Annotated in this window: 17 protein-coding genes; 13 read left to right on the plus strand and 4 right to left on the minus strand. The window is 69.0% G+C overall.

The window, feature by feature from the left end:
* Positions 1-334: 334 nt before the first annotated feature.
* Positions 335-898 carry an HdeD family acid-resistance protein gene (locus tag ABD785_RS10600; protein ID WP_344825463.1) on the minus strand — a complete coding sequence of 188 codons (564 nt, stop codon included), beginning with the start codon at positions 896-898 and terminating at the stop codon, positions 335-337.
* A 105-nt stretch (positions 899-1,003) separates the two neighbouring features.
* Positions 1,004-1,504 carry a hypothetical protein gene (locus ABD785_RS10605; RefSeq protein WP_344825466.1) on the minus strand — a complete coding sequence of 167 codons (501 nt, stop codon included), beginning with the start codon at positions 1,502-1,504 and terminating at the stop codon, positions 1,004-1,006.
* Between the two features lie 105 nt (positions 1,505-1,609).
* Here ABD785_RS10605 and ABD785_RS10610 point away from each other — a divergent pair, with 105 nt between their 5' ends.
* From ABD785_RS10610 to ABD785_RS10650, 9 genes are all read left to right on the plus strand, one after another.
* Positions 1,610-1,819, plus strand: a complete 210-nt coding sequence (locus ABD785_RS10610) for a hypothetical protein (protein WP_344825469.1) — start codon at positions 1,610-1,612, stop codon at positions 1,817-1,819.
* A 1-nt stretch (position 1,820) separates the two neighbouring features.
* Positions 1,821-1,985 carry a hypothetical protein gene (locus ABD785_RS10615; protein WP_344825472.1) on the plus strand — a complete coding sequence of 55 codons (165 nt, stop codon included), beginning with the start codon at positions 1,821-1,823 and terminating at the stop codon, positions 1,983-1,985.
* Between the two features lie 96 nt (positions 1,986-2,081).
* Positions 2,082-2,501 carry a DUF7144 family membrane protein gene (locus ABD785_RS10620; protein ID WP_344825475.1) on the plus strand — a complete coding sequence of 140 codons (420 nt, stop codon included), beginning with the start codon at positions 2,082-2,084 and terminating at the stop codon, positions 2,499-2,501.
* A 27-nt stretch (positions 2,502-2,528) separates the two neighbouring features.
* A complete protein-coding gene (locus tag ABD785_RS10625; RefSeq protein WP_344825477.1) occupies positions 2,529-3,083 on the plus strand; it encodes a hypothetical protein in 555 nt (184 codons plus the stop codon).
* Positions 3,080-5,713, plus strand: coding sequence for an MGH1-like glycoside hydrolase domain-containing protein (locus tag ABD785_RS10630; protein WP_344825480.1), 2,634 nt, complete (start codon positions 3,080-3,082; stop codon positions 5,711-5,713). The genes ABD785_RS10625 and ABD785_RS10630 overlap by 4 nt, the downstream gene beginning before the upstream one ends.
* Complete coding sequence (locus ABD785_RS10635; protein ID WP_344825483.1) at positions 5,710-7,242, plus strand: alpha-amylase family protein; 1,533 nt, start codon at positions 5,710-5,712, stop codon at positions 7,240-7,242. Before ABD785_RS10630 ends, ABD785_RS10635 begins: the two co-directional genes overlap by 4 nt.
* A gap of 162 nt (positions 7,243-7,404) precedes the next feature.
* Positions 7,405-7,845: a DUF7144 family membrane protein gene (locus ABD785_RS10640; RefSeq protein WP_344825486.1), complete on the plus strand. Its 441-nt coding sequence runs from the start codon at positions 7,405-7,407 to the stop codon at positions 7,843-7,845.
* Between the two features lie 84 nt (positions 7,846-7,929).
* Complete coding sequence (locus tag ABD785_RS10645) at positions 7,930-8,154, plus strand: hypothetical protein (protein WP_344825489.1); 225 nt, start codon at positions 7,930-7,932, stop codon at positions 8,152-8,154.
* A 39-nt stretch (positions 8,155-8,193) separates the two neighbouring features.
* Complete coding sequence (locus tag ABD785_RS10650) at positions 8,194-9,555, plus strand: protein kinase family protein (protein ID WP_344825491.1); 1,362 nt, start codon at positions 8,194-8,196, stop codon at positions 9,553-9,555.
* A 90-nt stretch (positions 9,556-9,645) separates the two neighbouring features.
* Here ABD785_RS10650 and ABD785_RS10655 read toward each other — a convergent pair whose 3' ends face one another.
* Complete coding sequence (locus ABD785_RS10655) at positions 9,646-9,963, minus strand: hypothetical protein (protein ID WP_344825494.1); 318 nt, start codon at positions 9,961-9,963, stop codon at positions 9,646-9,648.
* Between the two features lie 449 nt (positions 9,964-10,412).
* On the opposite strand from ABD785_RS10655, the gene ABD785_RS10660 reads away from it, so the two are divergent.
* The 4 genes from ABD785_RS10660 to ABD785_RS10675 all read left to right on the plus strand — a co-directional run bounded on the left by ABD785_RS10660 (position 10,413) and on the right by ABD785_RS10675 (position 14,997).
* A complete protein-coding gene (locus ABD785_RS10660; protein WP_344825497.1) occupies positions 10,413-11,603 on the plus strand; it encodes an ROK family transcriptional regulator in 1,191 nt (396 codons plus the stop codon).
* Between the two features lie 84 nt (positions 11,604-11,687).
* Entirely contained in the window at positions 11,688-13,130 is a 1,443-nt protein-coding gene (gene ngcE, locus ABD785_RS10665) for an N-acetylglucosamine/diacetylchitobiose ABC transporter substrate-binding protein (RefSeq protein ID WP_344825500.1), read from the plus strand.
* Positions 13,131-13,160: 30 nt separating this feature from the next.
* On the plus strand, positions 13,161-14,075 hold the full coding sequence (locus ABD785_RS10670) for a carbohydrate ABC transporter permease (RefSeq protein WP_344825503.1): 915 nt from the start codon (positions 13,161-13,163) through the stop codon (positions 14,073-14,075).
* A 13-nt stretch (positions 14,076-14,088) separates the two neighbouring features.
* Complete coding sequence (locus ABD785_RS10675) at positions 14,089-14,997, plus strand: carbohydrate ABC transporter permease (protein ID WP_344825506.1); 909 nt, start codon at positions 14,089-14,091, stop codon at positions 14,995-14,997.
* Between the two features lie 105 nt (positions 14,998-15,102).
* Here ABD785_RS10675 and ABD785_RS10680 read toward each other — a convergent pair whose 3' ends face one another.
* Positions 15,103-15,561, minus strand: a complete 459-nt coding sequence (locus ABD785_RS10680) for a hypothetical protein (RefSeq protein WP_344825509.1) — start codon at positions 15,559-15,561, stop codon at positions 15,103-15,105.
* Positions 15,562-15,594 lie beyond the last annotated feature (33 nt).

Consider the following 15,594-nt stretch of genomic DNA (forward strand, 5'->3'; position numbering starts at 1 on the left):
TCAGGCGGCTGGAATTTGACGCTGACCAGGCGGGGGTCCTCAGGTTGGCGCCTGAATCGGGAAACAAGCCGTATTCCAAGTGGTTTCATCGCCGTCCCATGCCGTCGACCGTCGTTGCGTTCGTTTGGGTGGGTCCCGTCCCCCTGATGATGGAGGGGGCGTAGAGCGATCTCTTTTTAGACCTTGTCAGGGTGGTTTGTAAATAGGATGATTCTCACTTCTTTAAGGAGGAATTCCGGAACTTAATAGAGATGAACGAGGCCCGGCCGCCTGAATGCGGACGGGCCCTCTGCGAATTGGATCGTTCAGGTCGCGGGTTCGGCCGCGGCGATCGTCATCCGCGGCGCGGAAAACGCGTGGAAGCGCCTCGCAGGAACGCGGCGGTGGCCGTCGCCAGTCCCCAGACGGAAAGGCATATCCCGCATGCCGAGGCCAGGAAGGCCAGGCTCACCACCGGAACGGTCAGCAGCAGAACGGCCCCGAGCAGTGAGAACATGACCGGCACCAGATCCTCGCCCGTCAGGAGCTGGGCCACTCCGCCGATCAGCCAGTAGAGCCCGATGAGCACGGAGAGCACCACGACGGACTCGGGCGGATGGGCCAGCACCAGGACGCCCAGGATCAGGGACGCCGCTCCCAGCGCCCCATGGACCAGCCGTACCCGTGCGGGTACCGCGCTGACGGCGCCCTGGGCGACGCGCAGGCCGCCGCGGGCGAGGAGCTGGAGCGCGAACAGCCCAGCCACCACGGCGATCGTCGCCTCGGGCAGAAAGGCGATCGCGATGCCGATGAACGCCGTGACCAGGCCTTCGGTCGCGCTCAGCCGCCATCCCGCGGCGCGCGCCGCGGCGGGATCCCGCGGGACGGTGGAGAGATAGGGGTCGGTGGCAGCGCTCATGGTCTTCTCCCAAGGGTCCGGAGCCCGGTCGGCTTCGAGAGCCAAGGACAGCGAGGACGGGCCGTCCGCCGCATCATCCGCGGCGGGTGAGGCGGGAGCCTCCGGTCAGTGGCCGAGCGCCGCCTTCAGGCCGATCATGACGAGCCCGAGCAGGGTGCTCACCAGCCCGGACCGCACGATGACGCGGTGCGGAACGCCCATGGCGACCGCTCCCTCGATCGACCAGCAGACCATCGCGATCACGGCGATGGACAGGCACAGCCAGGCCGTGGCGGCGTCCCGCAGGCCCAGGATCCAGCCGAGGACGGCACCGAGCACGGGAGGCAGCGCCGCGTAGAGGACCGGGGCCTGTTCGACCATGATGGGCCGGATCGGCGGGGAGCCTCCGCCGCGCTGGCCGCCGATCACCCGGCAGTAGACGTGGACCAGCCAGAACACCGTCGCCGTGGCCAGCAGGGTCGCGATGATCGTCGGCGCGGACGGCGGGTTCTTCGCGGGGCTCTGCGCGGCGATCACCGAGGCGGCGAGCACCGAACCGTAGATCGCCTCGCTGCGGTCGGCCGGGGTCGCGGGCGCCGGTGCCTGGAGCTTCGTCTCGTCTGCCATGCCCCAGCCTGTGCCGTCCAGGACCGGCCGAAGACCACCCGGGGCGAGTGATATCACCCGCCGCGGATGAACCGGCTCCCGGCCGTCCGGCGGGACAGTTCCCCCATGAATCTCGTCGTCTTCGCCGCCACTCTCACCGGACTGCTGCTGGGCGTCTGGCTGGAGATGATCATCGCGACCCGCAGTCTCGACCGGGCCCTGTCCCGGCACCGCAGGGAAGTCGAACGCTGGCGGAACGAGGCCGACCACTACCGCTCGCTCAGCTTCGCGTACGCGAGCGAGCTCAGCCGGCGACCCGGACGGGGAGCCGGCTGAGATGGCCGGGCACCTGCTGGTGATGCTCGTCCCGGCCCTCGGGGTGTTCGCCCTGGGCTTCGTCTTCGGCTACCTCATCGCGCGCGAGCACCTCGACGAGACCTCCGCGCGCCTGGCCGAGCAGGCCGCCCGGTTCGAGGACAGGGCCCGCCGGTCTCCTCCGTAGCGGGTGATGCCCGGGACCCCGGGACGGGACGAGCATGAGCGGCATCGATCCAGAACGGTGAGATCGATCCAGAACGGTGAGAAGGAAGGAAAGACCATGGGACGAGCGGTCGGAAGGCAGACGAGCGGCTGGGCGTCGGGGGTCGCGCTGTTCGCCGGCGTCATGATGATCGTCATCGGGTTCTTCGAGGCGACCGTCGGGCTGGTCGCGATCATCGAGAACGAGTTCTACGTGCTCACCACCGACTACCTCTTCGAGTTCGACGTCACGACCTGGGGCTGGATCCATCTGGCGGCGGGGATCCTCGTCGGGGTCTCGGGTTTCGCGGTGTTCGCGGGCGTGCTGTGGGGCCGGGTGATCGGCATCATCACGGCCGTGCTCAGCGGTGTCGTCAACTTCCTCTACCTGCCGTACTACCCGGTGTGGGCGGTTCTGATCATCGCGCTGGACGTGCTGGTCATCTGGGCGCTGTGCCAGTACGACCGCAAGGCCGCGCAGGGGCTCGGGGTGATCTGAAGGGGTCACGGAGGAAGGGAGGAAGCCATGACGCAGACCGGACTGCCGCCGGCGACGGGCCGGCACCGGCGGGAACGGGACGAGCCGGCCGGACGGGAGGCGGCGGAGATGACGAAGGACCTGGAGACCCTGCTGGAGGACATCGACGCGATGTTCGTGCAGAACGCGCACGGGCTGACCGTCAAGGAGGGGGTCGTGGCCCTGCACGAACCGTCCCCGTCGACGCTGTACTTCGCGGACCGTCCCGAGCGGGTGGTCGGCCACGTTCACACCGAGACCTTCGTCGACCTGTGGGACGAGGGGGAGAACAGCTTCGCCGAGGATCCGCCGAACGCGGTCCTATCCTTCTCCGAGCCGGGGATGGCGGCGCTGGGCGACGTCGTCGTCGTCCTGTCCGAGCCGATCCTCGACGCGGGCACGCTGCAGTACACCGTCGAGGTCCTGGACGGGGAGCTGCCGCCGGTGGCCGGGCCCTGCGTCCTGTTCATCGACCCCTTCGGCCGGCCGCTGTCGCCGACCTCGGCCTCGGGCGTCGCCCGCCGTCCCCGCCGGCGCTTCAGCGGCTCCGGACGCCCGCGGTGAGCGCCGAGCACGACCGTCTCGCCGACGCCGTCGCCGAGGCCGTGCCCTGGCGGCGCTGGGGTCCCTACCTCAGCGAACGCCAGTGGGGGACGGTCCGCGAGGACTACAGCGGCACCGGCGACGCCTGGAACCACTTTCCGCACGACCACGCGCGGTCGCGCGCCTACCGGTGGGGCGAGGACGGGCTCGGCGGCATCAGCGACGACCGCCAGCTCCTCTGCTTCTCGCCCGCGCTGTGGAACGGGGCCGACCCGATCGTCAAGGAGCGGCCCTTCGGGCTCACCAACGGCGAGGGCAACCACGGGGAGGACGTCAAGGACTACTACTTCTACCTCGACTCCACGCCCACCCACTCCTACATGAGGTTCCTCTACAAGTATCCCCATCAGGCGTTTCCCTACCTGGACCTGGTCGAGACCAACGGCCGGCGGGGGCGCCGGGAGTTCGAGTACGAGCTGCTCGACACCGGGATCTTCGACGAGGACCGCTACTTCGACGTGGAGGTCGAGTACGCCAAGGCCGGCCCGGAGGATCTGCTGGTCCAGTTCACGGTGGTCAACCGCGGGCCCGGCGAGGCGGTTCTGGAGCTGCTGCCGACGCTGTGGTTCCGCGACACCTGGTCGCGGGGCGAGGGACCCCGGCCGAGGCTCACCTCCCCGGCGCCCGGCACGGTGCGGGCCGAGCATCCCGACCTCGGCACCTACCACCTGTACTGCGAGGGCGGGGCTGAGCTGCTCTTCACCGAGAACGCGACCGACCGGCGGCGCGTCTTCGGCGAGGAGAACGGTTCCGCGTTCGTCAAGGACGGGATCGGCCGCCATCTCATCGAGGGTGCCGACACCGTCAACCCCGGGCGGACCGGCACGAAGGCCGCCGCCCGCAGCCGGCTCGTCCTGCCGGGCGGCGGTACCGGGGTCGTGCGGCTCCGGCTCGCACGGGGGGAGGTTCGAAGCGAGAACGACCTGCTCACGGGCGCCTTCACCCGGATCCTGGACGCGCGGAGGAAGGAGGCCGACGAGTTCTACTCGGCGATCACCCCGGCCGGTGCGGGGGAGGACCAGGCGAGGATCCTGCGGCAGTCGCTGTCGGGACTGCTGTGGAGCAAGCAGTTCTACGCCTTCGACGTGGACGCCTGGCTGGCCGAGAACGGCGTCGACCCGTGGACGTCCCCGGCGACGCGCGACCAGGAGTGGTTCCACCTGGACGCGGGGGACATCATCTCGATGCCCGACAAGTGGGAGTACCCCTGGTTCGCCGCGTGGGACCTGGCCTTCCAGGCGGTCGCGTTCGCCGCCGTCGATCCCGACTTCGCCAAGCGGCAGATCGAGCTCCTGCTGGACAACCGCTACCTGAACCCCAACGGGCAGATCCCCGCCTACGAATGGAACTTCAGCGACGTCAACCCGCCCATGCACGCCTGGGCCGCCCGTTTCGTCTTCATGATCGAGTATCGGCTCACCGGGGCAGCCGACCACGAGTTCCTGGAACGGGTGTTCCACAAGCTCCTGCTGAACTTCACCTGGTGGGTCAACCGCAAGGACCCCGAGGGGAGCAATGTCTTCGACGGGGGCTTCCTGGGCCTGGACAACATCGGCGTGTTCGACCGCAGCGCCCCGCTTCCCGCGGGCGGCCGGTTGGAGCAGGCCGACGGCACGGCCTGGATGGCCTTCTACAGCCAGTGCATGCTGCAGATGGCGCTCGATCTCACCGACCGCGACCCCGCCTACGAGGAGCTGGCGGTCAAGTTCGCCGAGCATTTCCTGTGGATCTCCGCCGCGATGGGAAGGGCCGACGGGCCGTCCCCGTCCATGTGGGACGAGAAGGACGGTTTCTTCTATGACGTGCTGCGCACTCCGGACGGGAACGCCAGCCCCGTCAAGGTCCGCTCACTGGTCGGCCTGCTGCCGCTCTGCGCCTCGACCGTCTACCGGCCCCGGGGGAAGGGCCGCGGCCTACGGTTCCAGGAGCGGATCGAGGCGCTGGCTGCACGGCATCCCCAGCTGCTCGCCGGGCTGTCGCTGGCGGCCGAGGAGGGGGAGAACGGCACGCACCTGCTGTCTCCGCTGAACGAGGAGAACCTGCGGCGGGTCCTGGCACGGCTCCTCGACGAGGAGGAGTTCCTCAGCCCGTTCGGGATCCGTTCGGTGTCGCGGGCGCACGCCGGGCAGCCCTATGTGTTCACCGCGGGCGGACGGGACTACGAGATCGGCTACCTCCCGGCCGAGTCCGACAACGGGATGTTCGGCGGGAACTCCAACTGGCGCGGCCCGGTGTGGTTCCCCATGAACGCGCTCATCATCAGGGCGCTGCTCAACCTGCACGAGTTCTACGGGGACGGCTTCACCGTCGAATGCCCTTCCGGCTCCGGCCGGAAGCTGACCCTTGACGAGGTCGGGCACGAGCTGTCCGACCGCCTCTCCCGGATCTTCCTGCGGGACGCCGACGGCGTCCGGCCGGTCTACGGAGGCCAGCGGAAGTTCCAGGACGACCCCCACTGGAGGGACCTGATCATGTTCTACGAGTACTTCCACGGTGACAACGGGGCGGGTATCGGCGCCGGCCACCAGACGGGCTGGACCGCCCTGGTCTCCACCTTCATGATCCTCTTCGGAAAGCTCGACGAGCGGTGAACGCCCCGGTCGTCTACGAGGTCAACACCTGGGTGTGGCTGACCGATCTCGAACGCCGCCACGGCCGGAGCATGACCCTCGCGAACGTGCCGCGCCAGGCGTGGGCGGAGGTCACCCCGCCCGGAGTGGACCTGGTCTGGCTGATGGGCGTGTGGGACCGCAGCCCCGCCGGGACACGGATCGCCGTCGCCGATCCCGCGCTCACCGCGTCGTTCTCGCGCGCCCTCCCCGATCTGACCGCAGCGGACGTGGCCGGTTCGGCCTACTGCGTCCGCGACTACGTGGTCCACCCGAGGTTCGGCGGCGCGGCCGGGCTCGCCGCCGCCCGTGCCGAGCTGGCGGCCCGGAAGGCGGGCCTGATGCTCGACTACGTGCCCAACCACGTGGCGCCCGACCATCCGTGGACCGTCGAGCATCCCGAGTACTTCGTCACCGGAACCGCGGACGAGCTCGCCCGGGCGCCCGGGGACTTCCTGGAGATCGGAGGGCTGGCCCTGGCCAGGGGACGTGATCCCTACTTCCCGCCGTGGCCGGACGTCGTCCAGCTCAACGCGTTCTCCCCCGGCCTGCGGGAGGCGACCGCGCGCCGGCTGGCGGACATCGCGGACCAGTGCGACGCGATCCGGTGCGACATGGCGATGCTCCTCATGAACGACGTCTTCGCCCGTACCTGGGGGGACCGGGCTGGGCCCGTTCCCGAGACCGAGTTCTGGCCCGAGGTGATCGCCGCTCTCCGGGCCGGGAACCCCTCGGCCATGCTTGTCGCCGAGGCGTACTGGGACCGGGAGGCGGCCCTCCAGGCGCAGGGCTTCGACTTCTGCTACGACAAGCGCCTCTACGACCGCCTGATCGAGGGCGACCCCGAACGGATCAGGCTGCATCTCAGCGCCTCACCCGGCTACCAGGGCAGGCTGCTGCGCTTCATCGAGAACCATGACGAGCCGCGCGCGGTCCAGGCGTTCGGCCGGGAACGGGCCCGGGCGGCGGCCGTCCTGATCTCGGTGCTGCCGGGGGCCGTGCTGTGGCACGAGGGCCAGTTCGACGGCAGGAGGCGGCACGTACCGGTCTTCCTCGGCCGCCGCCCGCCCGAACCCGACGACGGCGACCTGCGCCGCTTCTACATCCGGCTGCTCGCCGCCGTCAGCGTCGCGGGGCTGCGCGAGGGCTCCTGGGAGCTCCTGCGGTGCACGGGCTGGGCGGACAACGCCAGCTGCCTGAACCTGATCGCCACCGCCCGCTCCGGTGCTCCGCATCGCGCCCTGACGATCGTCAACTATTCGGACACGCCCTCGCAGGGCAGGGTCCGGCTGCCGTGGGCGGATCTGGCCGACGAGGAGTGGCTGCTGTCCGATCTCCTGACGGGTGCCTCGTTCGTCCGGGACGGGAGCGAGCTCGAGGAGGCGGGCCTGTACGTCTCGCTGCCGCCCTGGGGCTCCCATCTCCTGACCGTCCAGGAGAACCCGGCGCCGTCGCCGGAGTTCCTCGCCACGCTCCCGCTGTCCCTGGCCCTTCCGCCCGCGCCGGACTGACCGTCCTCCGGACATCGTCATGGTGGCCCGGCGTCCTTCTCCCGCAGCAGGGGGAGGGGACGCCGGGCCTTTTTCGTGGCCGGTGGCGTCTCCTCCGTGACGGGTGATGCCCGTCCGGGCGCCGGAAACGACGATTTCCCCAACCCGATGAGAGGAACGCACATGACCGATCAGAAGCTGTCTTCCAGCGCCACCGGCTCCCGGGAGCCGGTGGGTCCCTGGGCGACGGGACTCGCGATCTTCGCCGCGATCGTCCTGATGATGTCCGGGGCCTTCGGGGCCCTCGAGGGGTTCGTCGCGATCGTCCGGGACGACTTCTACGTGGTCACCCCGCACTACCTGTTCGGTTACGACACGACCGCCTGGGGGTGGGTCCATCTGCTGGTCGGCGTGGTCGTCGCCGCGGCGGGATTCGCGATCGTCGCCGGTTACCTGTGGGCCCGGATCGTCGGCGTCATCGTGGCGGTTCTCAGCGCGCTGGTGAACTTCCTCTACATCCCCTACTACCCGCTGTGGTCGATGCTGATCATCGCGCTGGACGTCCTCGTGATCTGGGCGCTGTGCCGCTACGACCGCGAGGCCGCCGACCCGGACCGCTACTGACCGTCGATCGAGCGAGCGGTGGTCCGGCCTGGTGAGGGCCACCGCGTCGCCGTCCTGGACGGGCGGCGCGGAAAGGAACGAACCATGGAATGGCTGCGGCTGGCCCTGGGTCTCGCCCTGATGTTCTTCAGCACCCTCCTGCTCGCCCTGAGCCTGCTCTCGCTGCACCGGCGGGCCCGTGAGCAGGAGGACTTCCACACCAAGCGCCGCGTGCACTTCACCGAGGCGCACGACTTCGGGGTCCCCTTCGACGAGAAGGCGTTCCAGAAGATCGTCGAAGAGTTCAGCAGGTCCGACGGCTCCGACTGAGACGGAGCCCGTGGCGTCACGAGAAAGGCGTCGGGTCAATTGTTGGAGCCGGGCAACCGGGTCGGTCATCGATACCGGCTGGATCAGGAACTCGACTCGACGGGGGAGACGACTCTGTGGCGGGCGACCGACGAGGTGCTCGCCAGGACCGTCGCCCTGAGGGTCTTCGCCGTCGGCCCCGACCGCCAGGAGGCCGTGCTGGCCGCCGCCTGCGCCGCGGGCAGGCTGCGCGACGCGAGGTTCGAGCACGTCTTCGACATCGGCCGCTCGGCCGGAGGCGTCTATGTGGTGACCGAGTGGCCGAGGGGCGAGAGCCTCGCCTCCCTCCTGGCGGCCGGGCGGCTCTCGCCGGACCAGGCGATCTGGCTGATCGGCGAAACCGCCCGCGCGCTGGCCGCCGCGCACTCCAAGGGCCTCGCGCACCGGCTGCTGTCCCCCCGGTCCCTGTACTGGACGCCTACCGGCGGGGTGAAGCTCCTCGGCCTCGGAACGCAGGCGGCCCTCGCCGGCCACGGGTCAGGTGACCCGGAGCGGAGCGACCTGCGCGGCCTCGGGCTCCTGCTGTGGTCGGCGCTGGTCGGCGGGGAGGTCCGATGGCCGGGGGAACCGGTCGTCCTCCCGATCGAGGGTCCCCTCGGCAGGGAGCTCGAGTTCCTCGTCCGGCAGGCCGTTTACGCGGAGCCGGAGATCCGTGACCTGGGACGGTTCGCCGACCTCCTGGACGTGCTCCGCCCCCGGCCCGTCCGGCCACCGAAGATCGTGACGGGCGTCGCGCGGAGCATCGGGTGGCCCCGGAGGGCCGGGCGGATCGCCCTCACCTCGGGAACGCTGGTCGCGAGCGTCACCTCGCTGCTCTTCGTCCTCCCCCGCGACGAGCCTCCCGAGGATCTGTTCAAGAACGAGGCCGTGGCGCCCAGGCCTCCGGCGAGGAGCGCGCCCGCCCAGCGGAAGCCGTCCCGGCTGCATCCGAAGACGGCCCGGACCTTCGATCCCTTCGGTGACGGCGGGGGATCGGCGGGTCTGGGCGGCGGCTCCCGGATCACCTTCCACACCCAGCGCTACACCACCGCCGAGTTCGGCAACCTCAAGCCCGGGACCGGCGTCCTGCTCGACATGGGCGCCCCCGTCACGCTCTCCACCGTCCGGCTCCGCCTCGGCGGATGGCGGGGCGCCAGAATCGAGCTGCGCCTGGGCGACCGGCCGGATCTCGACGACCTGCGCACCCTGACGGCCGTCCGTCCCTCCGGGACGCTGGCCGACCTCCGCCCGGCGGCCTCGTCGCCGCGCCGCTACATCCTGATCTGGTTCACCCGCCTGCCGGCCTCGGACCCCGGCACCTTCCGCGCCGACCTCCGCTCCCTCACCCTCTACGGCTCCCGCCGCGAACCGCCCCCCAACTGACGGCGACGGTGGCCCTCGGAGTCCGGGGTCTGACAGCAGGTCAAGGGCCCGTGCACCGGTGCACGGGCCCTGGGTGTGTCAAGGAGGTTGTCAGGAAAGGAAGGTCCACGCTCCGTGAACGAACTTGGAGGCGATGAGGGCGATGCCGATCACTACGCCGGGGGAGAAAGTGTGATCGTTCCTGTCCCGGATCGACAGGACCGCGGCGACCACGATCATGGCGATGCCGAGGGTGCCGGCGGCCAGGCTCGTCCAGGCGGCCCAGCCCGTCGCGCTGAACAGGTGCAGCACGATGGCCGCGGGCAGCAGGAGCAGGAATCCGATCCCGGTGACGGCTCCGGCGGGGCCGTCGTCCTCCGTGGCGGGCGCCGTGCCGGTCGGTCCGGGGGCCTTCGCGATGTCGTCCATGCGTCTCCTTCTCGCGTCTACGGTGTGTGACGCGGAGCGCCCGTGAAGCGCCGGAGATCGGGCCTTACCGGGACCTTACGGGCGCGTTCGGGCCGTCTCGAGTAAAGACTGTTTACCGAATGGTGTCCGTATACTGAGACTCCTCGTGACCCGCCGACGGGCCCGTGCGCGCCGTGCGCGGGCCCGTCGGCGCGCTCCGGCGCGGTGCCCGTGTCGCGTTCGGGCGCTCGTGTGACGGGCGTGTTAAAGGTAGATCTTTGCAGGTCAGAGGCCTTAAGGATCCCTTAAGGGGCAGGCCTTCCCTGAGGGCCTGGATCACGGATTGATTGCGGATCCGGCCATCTTGATGACCCTGGCTTGACGTGAGCTGGCACACCTCATACCTTCACCTCATTCATTAGGACAGTTTCCTAATAGTTAATCTTCACGGCGAGGGAGGAGGAGCGAACATGAACCAGCGCGTTCCCGGAACCCCCGCGCTCCTCCGGGCCATCAACGACCGGGCGGCCCTCAAGGCGCTGCTCGAGCACGGCCCGCTGACCCGTCCGGAGCTGGGCGACCTGACCGGCCTGTCCAAGCCCACCGCGTCCCAGCTGCTGCAGCGCCTGAGCGATGCCGGCCTCGTGGTCCTGGAGGGCCGCCGCGGCGGCAACCTCGGCAGGACGGCCGAGGAATACGGCATCAACCCGCGCGCCGCGCTCGTCTGCGGCCTGGACATCACCCCCAACCGCATCGAGGCCGTGGTCTCCGACCTGACGGGAGGGATCGCGGGAGAGTTCCGCCTGCCGACCCCGTCGAGGTCCGGCGGCAAGGCCGTCGAGGAGGTCAAGTCCGCTGTCGACGGTGCCTGCGCCGCGGCCGGGATCACCTCCGCCGACCTGTCCCGCGTCGTCGTCGGCGTCCAGGGAGCGGTCGACCCGGCCACCGGCCGCCTCGGCTACTCCCGCCACCTTCCCGGCTGGCAGATCCCCGATCTCGTCGGCGCGCTCAAGAAGGCGCTCGCGACCCAGGTCGAGGTCGAGAACGACGTCAACCTGGTCGCCCTCGCCGAAGCCGCGCACGGAGCCGCCCACGGCCACGAGGACTTCGTGGTCCTGTGGGTCGGATCCGGCATCGGCATGGCCCTGGTGCTCGGCGGCAGGCTCCACCGGGGAGCCAGCGGAGGAGCGGGCGAGGTCGGCTACATGCCGGTGCCCGGCGCTCCCACCGCCCGCGAGACCGGCCGTTACGCCAACCACGGGCTCCAGGCCCTCGCGGGAGGACCCGCCGTACGGACCGTCATGCGGGCCCACGGCTTCCGGGGAGTGGACGCCGCGGCGTCGATCCGCTCCGCCGCCTCCCGCGCCCACGAAACCGCCGCCGAGGACGCCCTGCGCGACGTCGCGATCCGGATCGCCACCGGTCTCGCCTCCGTCACCGCGCTCCTCGACCCAGAACTCGTCGTGCTCACCGGTGACGTGCTGCTCGCCGGGGGCGAGGCGTTGCGGTCGCTCGTGGAACACGAGCTGCACCGCATGACGATTCCGCGGCCACCCCTGCGGTTGTCGGCCATCGAGGGCAATCCCGTCCTCACCGGTGCCGTCGAGCACGGGCTCATCGTGACGCGCGAAGAGCTCTTCGACTCGACAGTGCCCCCATAGAGCACTGTCTCCGCGGTCCCCAAAGACCACCCCTCGCAGTATCCCGATAGAAGTACAGTTCTCATCCCCCAAGGAGAGTTCCACATGTCTCAGGAGACCACCGGCCTCGGCCGGCGCGACGTCCTCAAGCGCATCGGTCTGACCGCGGTCGTCGTCGGCCCCGGCATGTCGATCCTGTCCGCCTGCGCCACCTCCGGCGGCGACGACGACAAGCCGGAGAACAAGGTCACCTCCGGTACCGACGCGAAGAACCCGTTCAACGTGGACGGCACCAAGCCGCTCGACGTCGTCATCTTCAAGGGCGGCCTCGGCGACGACTACGCCACCCAGGTCCACGAGCCGGCCTACGTGAAGGCCTTCCCGCAGGCGAAGATCAAGCACGAGCCGATCGTCGAGATCAACAAGACCCTTCAGCCGCGTTTCTCCGGCGGCTCGGAGATCCCCGACGTCGTCGCCAACTCCGGCACCGACCTCATGGACAACAACGCCCTGGTCGAGGCCGGCGCGCTGCAGGACCTCACCACCCTCTGGGACGCCCCGTCGATCGACGACCCGGCGAAGAAGGTCCGCGAGACGGTTCTCGCCACCGCTCCCACCACCGGTGAGATCGACGGCAAGCCCTACCTCCTGCCCTACGTCTCCTCGACCTACGGCCTCTGGTACGACCAGGAGCTGTTCACGGCCAACGGCTGGACCGCGCCGAAGAACTTCGAGGAGTTCAAGGCCCTCGCCGACAAGATCAAGGCCAAGGGCATCACCCCGTTCGCGTACGCGGGCAAGAACGCCTCGTACTACGCCTACTGGATGATCCTGATCTCCGCCGCCAAGATCGGTGGCAACGAGGTCCTGATCAACATCGACAACCTCGAAGACGGCGCCTGGACCAACGACGCCGTCAAGCAGGCCGCCGCCGCATGGGCCGAGATCAACACCAAGTACTCGGAGAAGTCCTTCGAGGGCCTCATCCACACCGAGGTCCAGACCATGCAGAACAAGGGCAAGATCGCCTTCTACCCCTCCGGCTCCTGGCTGGAGAACGAGCAGGCCAAGTCGACCCCGAAGACCTTCAAGTACGCCCTCGCCGCGACCCCGTCGGTGACCGCCGCTGACAAGCTCCCCTTCGAGGCGCTGCGCGTCGCCGCCGGTGAGAACTACTTCGTCTCCGCCAAGGGCGCCAACCCGGCCGGCGGCCTGGAGTACTTCCGCATCATGCTGTCGAAGGAAGGCGCGAAGGGCTTCACCGGCAAGTCCGGCTCGCTGACCATCGTCAAGGACTCCACCGAGGGCCTGACCCTCTCCCCGGGTCTGCAGTCCGTCGCGGACGCGCAGAAGGCCGCCGGTGACAACATCGTCACCAACAGCCAGTTCGAGAACTGGTACAAGGAGCTCGAGACCGAGCTGCGCAAGCAGACCAACAACCTGATGTTCGGCCGCATCGACGCCACGAAGTTCACCGAGGCGATGCAGAAGGCCGCTGACAAGGCCAAGAAGGCCGCGGGCGACAAGATCCAGAAGCGCACTTCCTGATCTGTTCCACCCGTTACTAGTTCGAGGTAAATGACCATGCGGCAGGGCAAGTATCCCTTCATCATCGGGTTCCTGGCAGCCCCGGTGATCTTGTACGCGGTCTTCGTGATCAACCCGTACATCCAGGCCTTCCAGATCGCGATGACGAAATGGAACGGGCTGTCGAAGCCCAAGTGGGTCGGCTTCGACAACTTCAAGGCCCTCGCGGACGACGACGCGTTCAAGGCGGCGCTCTGGCACCACCTGTGGATCCTCATCGCCCTGCCGCTGGCCACCCTCGGGCTCGCCCTGTTCTTCTCCTTCCTGCTCAACGTGGGCGGGAAGGGGGAGAGCGGCAAGACCGCGGGAGTCAAGGGCTCCTCGATCTACAAGGTCATCTTCTTCCTCCCGCAGGTCCTGGCCGTCGCCATCGTCGGTGTGCTGTTCCAGTCGGTCTACCGGCCGAACGAGAGCGGCATGCTGAACGGCCTCCTGGCCAAGGTCGGCATCGGTGAGGTGCAGTGGCTGAACGACCCGAAGATCGCGCTCTACTCGATCATCGGCGTCGTGGTCTGGCAGAGCGTCGGCTTCTACGTCGTGCTCTTCTCGGCCGGCATGTCCTCCATCCCGAAGGACATCTTCGAGGCCGCGGCGCTCGACGGCGCCAACCGCTTCACCCTCTTCTTCCGCATCACGGTCCCGCTGCTGTGGGACACCCTTCAGGTCGGCTGGGTCTACCTGGGCATCGCGGCGTTCGACATGTTCGCCATCGTCCAGGTGCTGTCGGTGGACCGCGGCGGACCGGACAACTCCACCACCGTCGTGGCGCTGGAGACCTACCGGAACGCCTTCACCTACGCGAAGTACGGCTACGCCTCGGCCATGGGCGTGGTGCTGTTCTTCATGACCATCACCTTCGCGGCGCTCACCCTCCGGGTCACCCGTCGCGAGCGCATCGAGTACTAGGACGGCGACGACAATGACGAACACAGTGCACAAGGCCTCGCCGGCCCAGGACCGACCGGCTCGCGCGACCAACCGGCCGCAGTCCAAGAAGGAGTCCAGCGGCGTCCTGACCACGCTCTCGCACGTAGCCCTGATCTTCTGGGCGCTGCTGGTGCTGGTCCCGATCGTCTGGACCTTCGTCGCGGCCTTCAAGACCAACGACGAGATCTTCGGCGACGCCTGGACGCTCCCGCAGTCCTGGCACTTCGACGCCTGGTCCCGCGCCTGGAGCAAGGCGAACATCGGCCGCTACCTGCTGAACACCGTCTTCATCGTCGGCTGCAGCACGTTCCTGACGATGCTCCTCGGCTCGATGGCCGCCTACGTGCTGGCCCGCTACACCTTCCGCGGCAACCGCATCATCTACATGGTGTTCGTGTCCGGCATGACCTTCCCGGTCTTCCTCGCCCTGGTCCCGCTGTTCCAGGTCGTCAAGAACTTCGGGATGCTGAACACCTACCACGGCATCATCCTGGTGTACGTCGCCTACTCGCTGCCGTTCACGATCTTCTTCCTGTCGGCGTTCTTCAAGACCCTGCCCAGCTCGGTCGCCGAAGCCGCCTTCATCGACGGCGCGGGCCACGTCCGCACCTTCTTCCGGGTCATGATGCCGATGGCCAAGCCCGGCCTGGTCTCCATCACGATCTTCAACATCATCGGCCAGTGGAACCAGTACCTGCTCCCGATCGTCCTCATGCCGGCCGACCAGGACAAGTGGGTCCTCACCCAGGGCATCGCCAACATCTCGACCAGCGCCGGCTACGAAGCCGACTGGCCCGGCCTCATGGCCGCCCTGAGCATCGCCATCATCCCCGTGATCATCGTCTACATCATCTTCCAGCGGCAGATCCAGTCCGGCCTCACCGCCGGCGCCGTCAAGTAACCCCCGAGCCCCGCATAGGACCTGTCCAAGGGCCTACGCGGGGCTTCGGCGTTTCCTCGGAAGACGCCGCGGCCGTGCCGGTCCGTCCGGTGCCTCGGTGAACGCTCAGCCGGCGGGGCCGGGCCGCCGGGGGGTGGGGGATCCCCGGCGGCCCTTGAGGCCGGTGGCGGCCTCTTCCAGGTTTCGGACGAGGAAGGCGTCTTCGTCGAAGGGCGGCGACTCGGCTTCTCCGTCCTGGACCAGGTGCAATCTCGATCGGCGGTAGGTGACCGCTCGTTCGTCGAGGAGCCGGCGGCCGCGGACGACGTCGAGGAACCACTGCTGCTCGTCGTAGGGGCACCAGCCTTCGGGGTGGGGCTCGGCCAGCGGCGGCCAGGCGTATCCCTGGTGGCGGACGAGGGCATCGTGCGCGGCCGCGCGGGCGGCGCGTTCTCGCAGCAGCTCGTCCCGGTACTCCGGAAGGCGGGAGGCGCGCTCGGCCCGTGCGGCGCGCGCCCGTTCGGCTTCGGCGGCCGCTCGCTCGTTCACATCGGCCAGGGTCATCTGCCGCCAGAAGTTCCGCATCGTGCCTCCCCAGTGCTGATGAGCATCTCTCTG

It is taken from the genome of Actinocorallia longicatena (genome assembly GCF_039534125.1).
Classification (GTDB): Bacteria; Actinomycetota; Actinomycetes; order Streptosporangiales; family Streptosporangiaceae; genus Actinocorallia; species Actinocorallia longicatena.